This window comes from Chryseobacterium culicis, from assembly GCF_900108365.1.
GTDB classification, from domain to species: Bacteria; Bacteroidota; Bacteroidia; order Flavobacteriales; family Weeksellaceae; genus Chryseobacterium; species Chryseobacterium culicis.
Genome location: NZ_FNWQ01000003.1, coordinates 633,380 through 646,929 on the forward strand (window position 1 = coordinate 633,380; position 13,550 = coordinate 646,929).

13 protein-coding genes and 5 tRNA genes are annotated in these 13,550 nt (G+C 37.9%); 14 read left to right on the forward strand and 4 right to left on the reverse strand.

The window, feature by feature from the left end; genetic code table 11:
- Positions 1-4 precede the first annotated feature (4 nt).
- The 8 genes from BLW74_RS14610 to BLW74_RS14645 all read left to right on the forward strand — a co-directional run bounded on the left by BLW74_RS14610 (position 5) and on the right by BLW74_RS14645 (position 8,878).
- Complete coding sequence (locus tag BLW74_RS14610) at positions 5-277, forward strand: hypothetical protein (protein WP_089693388.1); 273 nt, start codon at positions 5-7, stop codon at positions 275-277.
- A 128-nt stretch (positions 278-405) separates the two neighbouring features.
- Positions 406-660, forward strand: coding sequence for a FeoA family protein (locus tag BLW74_RS14615; RefSeq protein ID WP_089693391.1), 255 nt, complete (start codon positions 406-408; stop codon positions 658-660).
- Complete coding sequence (gene feoB, locus BLW74_RS14620; protein WP_089693393.1) at positions 660-2,693, forward strand: ferrous iron transport protein B; 2,034 nt, start codon at positions 660-662, stop codon at positions 2,691-2,693. The genes BLW74_RS14615 and feoB overlap by 1 nt, the downstream gene beginning before the upstream one ends.
- A gap of 218 nt (positions 2,694-2,911) precedes the next feature.
- Entirely contained in the window at positions 2,912-3,925 is a 1,014-nt protein-coding gene (locus BLW74_RS14625; RefSeq protein WP_139265747.1) for a DUF4421 family protein, read from the forward strand.
- A 64-nt stretch (positions 3,926-3,989) separates the two neighbouring features.
- On the forward strand, positions 3,990-5,372 hold the full coding sequence (glmM, locus tag BLW74_RS14630) for a phosphoglucosamine mutase (RefSeq protein WP_089693398.1): 1,383 nt from the start codon (positions 3,990-3,992) through the stop codon (positions 5,370-5,372).
- A gap of 21 nt (positions 5,373-5,393) precedes the next feature.
- A complete protein-coding gene (locus BLW74_RS14635) occupies positions 5,394-6,002 on the forward strand; it encodes a Crp/Fnr family transcriptional regulator (protein ID WP_228424924.1) in 609 nt (202 codons plus the stop codon).
- Positions 6,003-6,319: 317 nt separating this feature from the next.
- Positions 6,320-7,288, forward strand: a complete 969-nt coding sequence (locus BLW74_RS14640; RefSeq protein ID WP_089693400.1) for a quinone oxidoreductase family protein — start codon at positions 6,320-6,322, stop codon at positions 7,286-7,288.
- 207 nt (positions 7,289-7,495) lie between these two features.
- A complete protein-coding gene (locus BLW74_RS14645; protein WP_089693401.1) occupies positions 7,496-8,878 on the forward strand; it encodes a tetratricopeptide repeat protein in 1,383 nt (460 codons plus the stop codon).
- A gap of 43 nt (positions 8,879-8,921) precedes the next feature.
- Here BLW74_RS14645 and BLW74_RS14650 read toward each other — a convergent pair whose 3' ends face one another.
- The 4 genes from BLW74_RS14650 to BLW74_RS14665 form a co-directional block, all read right to left on the reverse strand.
- Positions 8,922-9,788: a hypothetical protein gene (locus tag BLW74_RS14650; protein WP_089693403.1), complete on the reverse strand. Its 867-nt coding sequence runs from the start codon at positions 9,786-9,788 to the stop codon at positions 8,922-8,924.
- A gap of 47 nt (positions 9,789-9,835) precedes the next feature.
- On the reverse strand, positions 9,836-10,714 hold the full coding sequence (locus BLW74_RS14655; protein ID WP_089693405.1) for a DMT family transporter: 879 nt from the start codon (positions 10,712-10,714) through the stop codon (positions 9,836-9,838).
- Positions 10,701-11,354: a leucyl/phenylalanyl-tRNA--protein transferase gene (gene aat / locus BLW74_RS14660; RefSeq protein WP_089693407.1), complete on the reverse strand. Its 654-nt coding sequence runs from the start codon at positions 11,352-11,354 to the stop codon at positions 10,701-10,703. The genes BLW74_RS14655 and aat overlap by 14 nt, the downstream gene beginning before the upstream one ends.
- A gap of 62 nt (positions 11,355-11,416) precedes the next feature.
- On the reverse strand, positions 11,417-11,794 hold the full coding sequence (locus BLW74_RS14665) for a DUF3127 domain-containing protein (RefSeq protein WP_089693608.1): 378 nt from the start codon (positions 11,792-11,794) through the stop codon (positions 11,417-11,419).
- A 180-nt stretch (positions 11,795-11,974) separates the two neighbouring features.
- Here BLW74_RS14665 and BLW74_RS14670 point away from each other — a divergent pair.
- From BLW74_RS14670 to BLW74_RS14695, 6 genes are all read left to right on the forward strand, one after another.
- Positions 11,975-12,056: transfer RNA gene (locus BLW74_RS14670), tRNA-Leu, on the forward strand.
- A 4-nt stretch (positions 12,057-12,060) separates the two neighbouring features.
- A tRNA-Gly gene (locus BLW74_RS14675) sits at positions 12,061-12,136 on the forward strand.
- Between the two features lie 6 nt (positions 12,137-12,142).
- A tRNA-Leu gene (locus BLW74_RS14680) sits at positions 12,143-12,226 on the forward strand.
- Between the two features lie 121 nt (positions 12,227-12,347).
- Positions 12,348-12,429, forward strand: a tRNA-Leu gene (locus BLW74_RS14685).
- Positions 12,430-12,504: 75 nt separating this feature from the next.
- Positions 12,505-12,588, forward strand: a tRNA-Leu gene (locus BLW74_RS14690).
- A 160-nt stretch (positions 12,589-12,748) separates the two neighbouring features.
- The gene (locus BLW74_RS14695; protein ID WP_139265748.1) at positions 12,749-13,453 is read left to right on the forward strand and encodes a hypothetical protein; all 705 of its coding nucleotides are present in this window, start codon (positions 12,749-12,751) and stop codon (positions 13,451-13,453) included.
- Positions 13,454-13,550 lie beyond the last annotated feature (97 nt).

Below are 13,550 nucleotides of genomic sequence, written 5' to 3' on the forward strand. Positions count from 1 at the left end.
TATAATGAAAAAAATTATTTTTATGTTGTTATTAACAACATCTGCAATGTCATTTGCAAAAACGGAAGAGCCAAAAGTAAAAACAGAAGAAAGTAAAAGTAAAGTTGAGACTGTATTAGTTGCCAAAAAGAATTTTAGGGAAGAAAAATCAAAAATAAAAATAAAACAAGCGATGAATTTAGAGGGATGTTTGGCAGTTGCATTTACTATTACTCCTCTTGATCCCCCATCAGGAAATGCAATGATCGGTTACTGTCTAGAGACATATTCTAAATAATAAGATTTAAAATTATTATAAAACTAAAGAGGCTATTTCAATTGAGAAAAAGCCTCTTATTTTTTGGACGGAAACGTTATTTAGATTAAATTTAAATAGCGTATATTTGCAGGACTAAAAATTAGGCTTTGAAAGAGAAAGGATTACATAAATTAAGTGGATTCCCTAAAAATACAATGGGGAAGATATTGGGATATGATAACGACCATCTTAAAATGCCCAATAAAATTATTGAAATGGGGCTTCTTCCGGAGACCTCTTTCAGAATTTTGTATCAGGCGCCATTCAACGGGCCTATGTATGTGGAGTTTGGAGCAGAAAAAAGCCGTATTGCTCTTCGTGAGGAAGAAGGAGATTACATCATTGTTGAAGAATTGAATTAATGCAGGAAAACAAGAAAAAACAGATACTTTTAGTCGGAAATCCTAATGTAGGAAAGTCTACGGTTTTTAATACGCTTTGCAACAAAAAGCAGAAGACCGGAAACTATGCCGGCGTTACCGTTGCAAGCCACTCGGGCAACTATACTTATAAAAACGAAGAAGTAGAGGTTATTGACCTTCCGGGTTCTTACAGCGTATATCCGAGTTCGGAAGATGAAGCTATTTTCTCCAAATATCTTATTGATGAGCAGAAAAACTATGCAGGAGTTGTTTATATTCTTGAAGCATTAAGTTTAAAAAGAGGGTTGCTTCTGTTTCAGCAGATTCAGGATCTCGGCATTCCAATGATTCTGATTGTCAATCAGATCGACCAGGCAGAAAGAAGAGGAATCACCATAGATATTCAGAAATTTTCTGAAGCGTTAGGGATCAAAATCATTCAGACCAATGCCAAAGAGCAGATCGGGATAGATGAGGTAAGAGATGCCGTTTACAACAATGAGTTTGTAAAAACAAATACCCTTTCTTTTGAAACCCCTAACGAGCACAGAGATTTTATTCAGAAACTGGCAGCGCATAAAGGTTTCGATAACGAATATAAAGCATGGATGAGCCTTTCACTGGGAACAGATCTTGGAAGAATAAGCTCTGTCATGGAACAGTTAAACGAATCTGATACTAAAAGCCTGGTCCCTAAAAGATTACAGGTTCAGGAAACTGTCAGAAGATATCAGAACGTAGACAAAATACTGGCTGATGTCATTTCTAAAAAAGCGCAGTTCAAAGAATTATTAACCGAAAAACTGGATAAAGTTTTGGTTCATAAATTCTGGGGATATGTAGTGTTTTTAGTTATTCTTCTTGTGATTTTCCAAAGCGTTTTCTTCCTTGCAGAATATCCGATGAGCTGGATTGAAGAATCCTTCTCATGGCTGGCAGCATTCACCAGTGAACACCTTCCGGAAGGGCCAGTTAATTCTCTTATTTCGAACGGAATTGTTCCGGGAATAGGAGGAATTGTCGTTTTTGCTCCACAAATCGGAATCCTGCTGTATTTTCTTTATCTGCTGGAAGATTCAGGATATATGGCAAGGGTTGTATTCCTGATGGACAGATTACTGCGTCCGTTCGGGCTTAACGGAAAAAGTATTGTTCCGCTGGTATCGGGAACTGCATGCGCTATTCCCGCGGTAATCTCTACAAGAAATATTGAAAATGTAAAAGAAAGATTACTGACCATACTGGTGACACCGTTCATGACATGTTCTGCGAGACTTCCGGTATACAGCATTATTATCGGACTCATTATTTCAGAAGGAACATTTTTAGGAATAAAATATAAGGCACTGGTGCTGATGGGAATGTACCTTCTTGGCTTCCTAGTTGCTTTATTCTCAGCAGCAATCCTTAAAAGATTTATTAAAAGCAAAGGGAAAACCTACCTGGTAATGGATCTTCCTGCCTATAAAAAGCCGCTTTTCGGATATGACTTTAAAATGGTTTTAGGAAAAGTATGGGACTTCATTACCGGAGCCGGAAAAATTATTTTCATAGTAAGTATCATCATCTGGTTCCTGAGCTATTTCGGGCCAAGCCAGAAAGCAGATCAGTTTGTGGCAACAGATGTTCATCTGGATCACTCTTACCTTGCCAAAATGGGAAAAGGAATAGAGCCTGTAATCGCTCCTCTTGGTTACGACTGGAAAATGGGTGTGGGAATCCTTACAAGTTTCGTAGCGAGAGAAGTTTTCGTGGGAACAATGTCAACACTTTACAGCCTGGAAGATGATGCTCCTGAAGTAAAAGTAATTGATAAAATGAGAAGAGATGTAAAACCCAACGGAGAAAAGGTCTTCAGCTTTGCGACGGGAATCTCGGTTCTTCTTTTCTATGCATTTGCAATGCAGTGTGTTTCTACACTTGCAGTAGTCTACAGAGAAACCAAAAGCTGGAAATGGACCGGCTTTCAGGTGGTCATGATGACAGGTTTGGCATATTTTGTGTCGATGATAGTATATCAGATTTTAAAGTAATGGATTCATCATTAATCATTCAGTACGTACTTATTGCATTAATTGTAGCATTTGCATGTTACTCATTATTTAAAGTACTTAAAAAGAATTTTGCACCTAAGAAATTCAGCTCCAAAAGAACCGGCTGCGACAAAGACTGCGGCTGCTCATGATCTCGTATTCATCGGATAATTGAAAAAAATGTAGTAATTTCATTTTCCTAATGTAAATTATTCGATTTGAATTTGTTAAAAGCAGGGCTACTTGCATTTTCTTTATTAGTCATTCAGGTAAAAGCACAGTCAGATACCGCAAATACCAAGTCTTATGCAGACCAGGTAATGATTCGTGTAAATCTCGATACCAATATTGAGAGCTATGTCTTTACAGCAGGAGAAGGTAAAAATGCCAGCGAAACCGTATTCTCCATCAACAATAAAACAAAAACTTCCCTTTCAGTTGATTATAGAATCATCAGTGCTACATTGTCATTTGCCCCCAGGTTTTTAGAAGGAAATAATGATGACAATATGAAAGGAAAAAGCTCCTACACCGATTTCAGCTTCAGATTCTTTCCCGGCAGGATAATTCAAAATCTATATTATAAAAATGTAAAAGGATTTTACGTAGAAAATATGAAAGACCTTTCTCCCGATTGGCAGGAAGGCAGAGATCCTTACATTCAGTTTCCGGATTTAAGAGTGCAGACCTTTGGTGGATCTACCTCCTACATTTTAAACAAAAACTTTTCAGCAAAAGCAATCTACACGCAGGGAGAATGGCAGAAGAAAAGCAGTGGAAGCTGGGTTCCTTTTGTAGATTATGACCTTACCATTTTCAGAAATACAATTGATGGCGTAAAAGACAAGGAGGTCCAATACAATATCGGAGGAAACATTGGATATTTCTACAATTGGGTCATTGGATCAAAAGTAAATATTTCACCCTATCTGGCGGTAGGTATAGGAGGAAAGTTCTCCAGCTACCGGGATTATCAGAATGAAGGAATAAAAGAAAATGCACAGTATGCTACCATAAGAATGCAGGGAGGTCTGCACGTAGGCTTTAATACAGACCGCTTTCTGTTCGGAGGTAAAATGAACTTTAATGCCAATGGCTACGATCAGAAAAATAACCAGACTGTGGAGAATAATAACCTCTACGGACTTCTGTACATTGGGTATCGTTTTGCACCACCGAAAGTTGTAAAAAATACATATGATAAAATTCAAAAAAAGATTCCTATTCTATAAGTTGAAAGGTCTTTTAAGTATCTTTGCTCTGGAAAACTTAGAAAAACTATAAATTAAAAACATAATGTCGTTAATAAAATCTATTTCCGGAATTCGCGGAACCATTGGTGGAAAAGTAAATGATAACTTAACACCGCTGGATGTGGTAAAATTTGCGTCCGCGTTTGGAACCTGGCTTCAGAATAATAAAAATAAAAAAGACCTTACCCTTATCATCGGAAGAGATGCCAGAATTTCTGGACAAATGGTTTCTTCCCTGGTAACAGCTACCTTGCAGGGATTAGGCATCAACGTAGTAGATCTCGGACTTTCTACAACCCCCACGGTTGAAGTAATGGTTCCCGAGCTGAATGCAGACGGTGGAATCATCCTTACCGCTTCCCACAACCCAAAACAATGGAATGCCCTTAAGCTATTAAACGAAAAAGGAGAGTTCATCAGCGGAGAAAATGGGGCAGAAGTACTGGCCCTGGCAGAAAGCGAAGACTTTAACTATGCAGAAGTGGATGATCTCGGACAATACGAAACAAGAGATGATGCTTTTGATATCCATATTCAGCAGATCCTGGATCTCCCAATGGTAGATGTGGAAGCGATCAAAGCGAAGAAGTTTAAAGTAGTGCTGGATGCGGTAAATTCTACAGGAGGAATTGCTATTCCGATGCTTTTGGGTAAATTAGGCTGTGAAACTATTAAGTTATACTGTGAACCTACAGGTCATTTCCCTCACAACCCTGAACCGCTGAAAGAACATTTAGGAGATATCTGCGAATTGGTGAAGAAAGAAAAAGCTGATTTGGGAGTAGTCGTAGATCCGGACGTAGACAGATTAGCTCTTATTGATGAAAAAGGAGAAATGTTTGGAGAAGAGTATACATTGGTAGCCGTTGCAGATTACCTGCTGAAAAACAAAAATGGTGCTGCGATTTCTAACCTTTCCTCAAGCCGGGCCCTCAGAGATGTAGCACATACCCATAATTCAGAATACTTTGCAAGTGCTGTAGGTGAAGTAAACGTAGTGACTCTGATGAAAGAGAAAAATGCGGTAATCGGAGGAGAAGGAAACGGAGGAATTATCTACCCTGAGCTGCATTACGGAAGAGACTCTTTGGTAGGAGTAGCTTTGTTTTTAACACATTTAGCCAAAGAAAACAAAACGGTTTCAGAATTAAGAGCCGGATATCCAAGCTATTTCATGGGTAAAAAGAAAATAGAACTGACCCCGGAGATTGATGTAGATGCTATTTTAAGCAAAATGGAGCAGGAATATCAGAATGAAGAAGTTTCTACGGTAGATGGTGTTAAAATAGACTTTGAAAACAACTGGGTCCACCTTAGAAAATCCAATACAGAGCCGATTATCAGAATTTATACGGAAGCCAAATCCCAGGAAGAAGCAGATCAGCTTGGAGATGATATCATTGCTAAAATCAAGAGTTTAATTTAAAAAATACAGGAAGAACGGACAATGAGTCCGTTCTTTTTTATATCAGGAATGTTTGAACATATCAAAAACAGGTTTCCTTTCCCCAAAGAAAAATGGAGAAAATTTCTGGGCAGTTTTGAACGCATGGAAGTTCCTGCCAAAACCTTACTGTTGAAAGAAGGTGAGATTTCCTGTAACGCTTATTACCTGGAAAAAGGTATTGTAAGAGCCTGGTATAATAATGACGGGAAAGATGTCACATTCCAGTTTTTCCTGGAAAATACGATGTTCTCTTCCCTGGAAAGTTTTAAAAAAGGACTGCCCAGTATGGTTTCCTTTGAAACTATAGAACCTTGTATCCTGTACAGAATCAGCAAGCCTGATGTGGAATCTTTTCTGGAAGACGTCTATCAGAATCCTGAGCTCAGAAACCTCTTTATGGACGCACTTTTTGAAAGGGTTTTCGATTATATGAAACATTTCTTCTCATTCATTAAAGATACACCGCAGCAACGCTATCTGAATCTTACCAAAGAAAAGCCGGAGATCATCAAACGGGTTTCGCAGCATTATATTGCGTCTTATCTCGGGATCACGACCGTACATCTCAGCCGAATCAAGAGCAAAATATTGAAAGAGAGGCTGGAATAGGAAGGAAGATGGATGTTAGAAGCAGGAGGTTTAAAAAGAAAGCGCACCAATTCTGCCTCATTTAAAAGTAGTGCCACAAGAATACTAGGTATTGTTGAATACGATCGCAAAAACCTTCCACTCAGCAATGATCGTTCATTGCTAAAACGAGTGCCCTTGCGAACAAAGAATAATCAAAATATTCTTTTCCCTGTTGATCACCGCGTTTTTAACTCTATTATCGGGGTTACAAACTTCCAGCTCCTTCCCTAAACTGATAACAAATGTTATCGCTCTGCAGTATTCATCCCACCTAATTTTGTATAAAAATTAAAAGAATGAAAGCAGCAGTGGTATTTGAAAAAGGAAGTATACCTCAATACACAGATTTTCCGGACCCTGAAATACAGGAAAATGAGATTTTAGTTTCAGTAAAAGCAGCCTCTATTAAAAATCTGGATAGAGCCAGAGCAGGTGGAAACCATTATTCAACAGAACATCAGGAACATCAGCCAGCCGTTATTGGCACGGATGGAGCAGGATATCTGGAAAATGGAGATAAAGTCTACTTTTTCAGCAAAAAAGGAACAGTTGCTGAAAAAGCTGCAGCAGATAAGAAAATGATTATTCCAATTCCTGAAGGGCTTGATTTTTCTTTAGCTGCCGGATTACCCAATGCCGTTATGGGTTCAGCAATGGCACTGAAGTTCAAGGCAGGAATACAAAAAGGGAATACAGTTCTCATTAACGGAGCAACAGGAATTACAGGCAGAATTGCCGTTCAGGTTGCCAGATTATACGGAGCCCAAAAAATTATTGTTACTGGTAGAAATGAAGAATCGCTGCAGTCTTTGCGCGAACTGGGTGCCGATGAGGTGATTTCTCTCAAAATGGATGATCATGATTTTAAGCAAAAAATAAAAGAAATTCACAAAGAAACTCCTATCGATATTGTTTTGGATTATATCTGGGGGCATTCTGTGGAAATGATTTTGTCTGCATTTAAAGGAGACGGAAATTTTTCCCACAAAACAAAACTGATTAATGTAGGAGGAATGAGCGGCGATGCCATCCAACTGTCTTCACAGATTCTCCGCGGAACGGATATTCAGATTTCAGGATCTGGACTGGGAAGCTGGTCTAAAGCAGAATTTGCCCTTCTCTTTTCAGAAATTATTCCGGAAATGTTCCGTGCGGCTGTTGAAGGAAAAATAAAAATGGAAACCCAGGATGTTGATATTAAAAATATCGAAACTATATGGAATGCTGAGATACAAAGCGGAAAACGCCTTGTGATAAGAATTTAACCCCAATTTCCGTTTTTTTATCCACAATCCTTTTATCGGTTTTCTTTTTTTACTATTTTTATAATAGAAATTAATGAAATGGAAAATTCAAAAAAAAGTTGCAACTTTGCATAAATATTTGAATATCAGTTTCAGATGTATTATTAACTAAACGTTTGCCGAGGTTTGTAAGTAAATTCAGACATCAGGCCGACAAAGAGGACACTATTGGAAGAGTATTTTGGAAATGAACTTGTAAAGAAGTTCGAGGAAATGATGGAAAACAATGACGAATTCTACTTCGATACCGAAGAGTTAGAAGACATCATCGTTTATTATTTGGAGCTGGGGGACTTTAATTACGCTGACATGGCTGTTAATTATGGACTGAAGCTTCATCCTAATTCGTTGGATATTAAGATCAAAAGACTTGAAATCCTTCTGGAATGGGAAGAGTATAATGCTGCGAAAGAACTTATTGACGAGTTGAAGGGTGCTTCTATGGAGCACACAGACTTTTTGGTTTGTTACGCCAAGTATTATTCGAACCTAGGAAATCCCAGAAAATCCATTGAAATCTGCAAAAAAGCTTTGACATTAGAGGAAGAAGAAAACTTTCTCCACAACTTTATTGCGGATGAATATGTGAATCTCGGAGATCCTTTTAACGCTCTTAAACATTACAGAAAAGCACTGAAAGAAGATCCTACGGATGATTATTCGCTGGAAAATGCAATGGTGTGCTTCAGTGACCTGAATAAGAGTGAGGAGGCGATTGCCTTTCTTAATGAATATTTAGATGAATTCCCTTATTCCGAAACCGCTTGGTTTGAGTACGGACAATTCTATTTCAACAGAAAAAATTATGATGAAGCCATAAGAGGTTATGATTATCTGTTAGCAATTAACTCAAACTCTGTGGGAGTTTATGCTAATAAATCAGCTTGTTATGAAGCTTTGGGACAATACCAGAAGGCTATCGAGACTTATGAAGAAATGCTTGAGCTTGAATACACAAAAGCATTTACTTTTTATAAGATCGGATTGTGCAACAAGGCATTGAAACAGCCTATATTAGCTTTAAACGCATTCCAGAAATCATTGAGAGAAGACCCTCAGTTTTATCTTGCCATGATGGAACAGTCTTATCTTTACGAAGAAATGGGCGGAATGTCTGAAGCGCTGCACTATGCCAAAGAAGCTACCCAGCTGAATGAAAACAATCTTGACTATCAAAAAAGACTGGCATTTTTGTTTATAGATTCCGGAAAGTTTGAAGAAAGTCTTTCCTGTCTTAAAAAGCTGGTGGATGCAGAGCCCTCAAGGTTCTATAACTGGTATGCTTATTCAGAAGTTTTGATGTTGGTAGGAGAGTATGAAGATGCGGTTACCGTGTTGAACAGAGCCATCAAAAAACATCACAGAGCTGAGCTTTTTTATCAGCTGAGCAATTGCTATTACAATCTGAAAGATCAGGATAAAGGAATGGAATCACTTCAGAAGGCATTAGAACTTGACCCGTCATTAGCAAAAGATATGCAGAAAAAATATCCTTTCATTAAAGATGAGGTGAAAAAAGTAAAAGCCAGTAAAGTGAAGAAAAAGAACTAGAATAATCTTAAATAAGAAAAAACCTGCTGAAATGCAGGTTTTTTTATTGAAAATTGTATTCATAAATAAATTTATCGGGAGCACTGCTGGTTGGGTTTCCACTGGCATCCAGTGTTTGCCTGTCCTCTACTGATGGGTAGCCGGCACTATTAAATGTAGTGGTGTATTTGTGGGCACTCATTCCGCTTCCTGTTCCTCCTCCAGCTGTCGTATTGGTGAATTCACCTTTATAACTGCTTAATGAATTCTTTATATTTGAAAACAGCATGCTTACCCCGTCACTGCTTTCATTTCCATTGAATATGATTTTATCAAAACCTTTTACATTTTTGAACGGATAATTTTTATCCGTATAGGTATAAGTTTCTTTTTCAGTATAGTTAACGGTGTTTCCATTGACCGTTCCTGTTCCTGAACCTACATTGCTCACCATGTTTCCGTTGTTGTAGGTAAATACACTGTTGATGGTAGAAGATCCTGCAGTTCCGGAATTCGTTTGCCTTTTTACGCTGATTTCCGTATTGCTTGTGTAGGTATAACTGAATGCAACTGTATTCTGTACTGTGCCGGCAGTGGAATATTCCTTTGTAACGGCTGTTGTCATACGGCCGTTATGGTATGCATATTCAACAGTGCTTTCAAGAACATTATTTTCGTAATTTTTAATACCGGTAACGTAATCATCAGTATAGGTGAACTCAATTCTCTGTCCATGATTAATATTGTTAATCATACTGATGATTTTAGTTCCGTTGTAATTGATCTTCATGACAATACCATCCTTTGTCATTTTTGTAGGAAGAATAACGTTTTGAGCAGATGGATCACTGTTGTCAAAAGGAGTGTCATCAGAACTGTAGCATGAAACTGCAGATAAGGCTAAAATACCAAAAAGTAAAGTTTTTTTCATAGTTATAAGTTAAATCATCCAAATATAATTTAATTTATAATATGATTTTATTTTTTCGGATGGGTTCTTAAAAATATGAGACCGCCAATAATAATTCCTGCTCCGATAAACTGTAAATAGGTCAGTTTTTCACCATCTATAATTCCCCAGATAATGGCAACAATAGGCATTATTAAAGTAACCGTAGAAGCAAAAAGAGGAGAGGAAACCTTTAGTAAACGGTAATTCATCGTCATCGCAAGGCCGGTTCCGAAAACGGATAAAAGGCTTACAAATAGTAGTCCCATGAGATTATCCCTGGAAAAGCTGAATTCTGAAAAGAATCCTGTACTGGTCAGCGCTATGATGGACGGAAATAATAACACAAATGAAAACACAAAAGCAGAGAGAATGGTAGATGAAACTTCCATAAGCTTAGATTTTACGGTGGTTGTACTCATTGCATAGCATAAAGTGGCCAATAACAGCAATAGAATCGGAATCATTTTCAGTTCTCCGCTGTCACCTCCTCCGAAAGCAAGAATACAGACTCCTGTAAAGCTTATTAACGTTCCTATAATCTGTTTTCTGGTGGTTTCAAATTTCCATACCAAAGCACCTACAATAATCACGAAAATAGGCATCATTGAGTTGATAATTCCTGCAATGCTGCTGCTTACTTCAGTTTCTGCAATAGGAAAGAGGAACATTGGGATGAAATTTCCTGTAAAAGCAGCCAGAATTAACCATTTCAGATGTTTTTTAGGAAAAAGCTTATAATTGGAAATTGCCACCGGAAGCAAGATAATCCCGGCAATAAGAACTCGTAAAGAGCCTACCTGATACGGATTAAAATGTTCCAGAGACTTTTTAATTAAAATAAAGGATGACCCCCAGATAATACTCAGTACAATCAGAAGAACCCATTTTTCTTTATCTGCGTTCATTGTTTTCGTGTAAGATTTTTAGAAATTCTTTTTTAGGAACCATTTTCGCTCCCAGGCTTTCAAGATGGTCGGTATGAGATTGACAGTCAATGAGTTCGATATTGTCTTTATTACTTTCCACAAAATGGATAAATCCCGCTTTGGAAGCATTGCTCACTTTGGCAAACATGCTTTCTCCACAAAATACATTCCCAATCTGTAACCCATAAAAACCTCCTACAAGTTTTCCATCCTGCCAAACTTCAATGCTCTTAGCCAGGCCATATTGGTGAAGCTGGATAAAAGATTCCATCAGTTCATCAGAAAGCCATGTTCCCATCTGTCCTTTTCTGTTAGTCTGCTGGCAGTTTCTGATCACTTCCCTGAAATTTTGATTCTCTGAAAAAGTAAAAACATTTTTGTTGAGTATCTTTCTCATTGATTTTGAAACCTTTAATTCTTCCGGAACCAGCACAAATCTTGGATCCGGACACCACCAGAGAATTTCTTCTCCGGGATTGGACCAGGGAAAAATGCCCAGTTGATAGGCAAACCAAATACGCTCTACAGACAGGTCGCCTCCAAAAGCAACGATTCCCTCGTGGCCCTCGTACAGTTCGGGGTCAGGAAATGAAATTTCGTTTTCGTCTAATTGAACCATTTTTTTAGAAAAAAAATCCCACTTCAAAAAGCAGGATTTATATTTGATCTATTATTCTTTAATTAAAAAGGTAAATCATCATCGTCGTCTCCGGCAAACGGATTTTCGTTAGAAACAGGAGATGCTGACTGCTGAGGCATAGCCTGAGTAGGTTCTGAAGCATTTTCAGAAACTTTCTCTACTCTCCATCCCGTAATAGAGTTGAAGTATTTCGTTTCACCCTGAGGAGAAACCCATTCTCTACCTCTGATGTTGATTCCTACCTTTACGTTTTCTCCTTCTTTAAGGTTATCTAATAAACTGATTTTATCAGACAAAAATTCTATGTTTATCGGCTGTGGATACTGTTCCTGGGTCAAAATAACCATTTCTCTTTTTTGAAACCCGCTCGCAAATGTTTGAGCATCAAAAAGTTTCTTTACCGTTCCTTGTAATTCCATATCGTAAATATTAACGATGTAAAAGTAAGAAAATGAAATGTAATAAAAGGTGCCGGGAAAAAAAAATGTGGAAATTTTAATTTTTTTTCCCGAAAAGTTTGGTACTAAAGGAAATTGTCCTATATTTGCACTCACAAAAACGAAGCAAGCTCTTTAAAACTTACAGTATAAAAAAAACCAGCGGATGTGGTGTAATTGGTAGCCACGCCAGACTTAGGATCTGGTGCCGTGAGGCGTGGGGGTTCGAGTCCCTTCATCCGCACTATGCGAAAATAGCTCAGCTGGTAGAGCACAACCTTGCCAAGGTTGGGGTCGCGGGTTCGAATCCCGTTTTTCGCTCCACACCATGCCCTGGTGGTGGAACTGGTAGACACGCAGGACTTAAAATCCTGTGTCCGCAAGGACGTACGGGTTCAAGTCCCGTCTGGGGTACAAGACCCTCTGTAATATCTTACGGAGGGTTTTTTGTTTTAATAGAGAGTGTTCTTTCAATAAAATATTTTATATTTGTAAGAAATACAGCCGGAATCTGTAAAAAGAAAAAGGCAAACCAGCGGATGTGGTGTAATTGGTAGCCACGCCAGACTTAGGATCTGGTGCCGTGAGGCGTGGGGGTTCGAGTCCCTTCATCCGCACTATTCTAAAAGATTTTTTAGAATCATTAAGAAGGTTGGAACCGAGGTTCGAATCTTTTTTTTTGTCCATACCATGCCCTGGTGGTGGAACTGGTAGACACGCAGGACTTAAAATCCTGTGTCCGCAAGGACGTACGGGTTCAAGTCCCGTCTGGGGTACAAAGCCCTCTGTAATAACTTACGGAGGGCTTTTTTGTTTTTCAATGATAAAACATCACTTTCCTTTTTGAATATCATTCATTATAATGTTAAAATAATGTATGGAAAAGAAAAACCATATCATGTCTTTTGGTACATTTGCCACAGAAAAAATAAAACCATGAAATTATTCAATACCATTGTAGTCGTTAGCATGATCGCTGCTTCTAATCCGTTATTCTCACAAACACCCAGCGAAAGCAAAGCCAAAGAAATTATAGAAAAAGCCATTCAGGCAGAAGGCGGTAAAAAGCTTCTGAGCAGCATAAAAACACTGTATTCCAAATCTGAAACGGTAATGGATGGACGAAATGTGAATTGGATTACCAAAGAAATGGTACCCAATAAAGGAAGTTTTGAAATTGAATATCAGGGAAGAATTGTTTACAAATCATGGTATGATGGTAAAACAGGTTATGAACTGGTCAACGGTGAGAGAAAGCTTGCTGATCCTGCTGAATTTAAGGATAAGGCCGACAGAAAATATATTATCAATGAACTTGCCTACATAGATCCGAAATTATACAAGATTGAACTTATAGACGAAAATCCGGATAAGATCTATTATAAAATAAAAGCAACGTATATAACAGGAAAAGTGACTTATCTCTATTATGATGTAAAGACATTCTTTCTAAGCAAAGAAGAGACGGTGGAAAATGGTGAAAAAAATACATTCTCTACGGTGTTACAAAGTGATTATAAAAAATTTGGAGATCTTTGGTATCCTACCAAATCAACTTTTGTATCTGAAAATGGAAATCAGGAAGCAAAACTTGTAGATTTGTACTACAATAAAAATATTGAGGATAAAGATTTTAAATAATTGATTTACAATCTCTCCAGACTGATAGGAAACCCTTTGTAATTCTGTTACAAAGGGTTTCGTTTGATTAACCTAATTAAAAAACCGCTTCACAACT

What these genes read in the sequence shown, in the direction of transcription:
- BLW74_RS14610 (WP_089693388.1), top strand. Translation starts at nt 5, where the DNA reads ATGAAAAAAATTATTTTTATGTTGTTATTAACAACATCTGCAATGTCA.
- feoB (WP_089693393.1), top strand. Translation starts at nt 660, where the DNA reads ATGCAGGAAAACAAGAAAAAACAGATACTTTTAGTCGGAAATCCTAAT.
- glmM (WP_089693398.1), top strand. Translation starts at nt 3,990, where the DNA reads ATGTCGTTAATAAAATCTATTTCCGGAATTCGCGGAACCATTGGTGGA.
- BLW74_RS14635 (WP_228424924.1), top strand. Translation starts at nt 5,394, where the DNA reads ATGAGTCCGTTCTTTTTTATATCAGGAATGTTTGAACATATCAAAAAC.
- BLW74_RS14640 (WP_089693400.1), top strand. Translation starts at nt 6,320, where the DNA reads ATGAAAGCAGCAGTGGTATTTGAAAAAGGAAGTATACCTCAATACACA.
- BLW74_RS14650 (WP_089693403.1), bottom strand. Translation starts at nt 9,788, where the DNA reads ATGAAAAAAACTTTACTTTTTGGTATTTTAGCCTTATCTGCAGTTTCA.
- BLW74_RS14655 (WP_089693405.1), bottom strand. Translation starts at nt 10,714, where the DNA reads ATGAACGCAGATAAAGAAAAATGGGTTCTTCTGATTGTACTGAGTATT.
- aat (WP_089693407.1), bottom strand. Translation starts at nt 11,354, where the DNA reads ATGGTTCAATTAGACGAAAACGAAATTTCATTTCCTGACCCCGAACTG.
- BLW74_RS14665 (WP_089693608.1), bottom strand. Translation starts at nt 11,794, where the DNA reads ATGGAATTACAAGGAACGGTAAAGAAACTTTTTGATGCTCAAACATTT.
- BLW74_RS14695 (WP_139265748.1), top strand. Translation starts at nt 12,749, where the DNA reads ATGAAATTATTCAATACCATTGTAGTCGTTAGCATGATCGCTGCTTCT.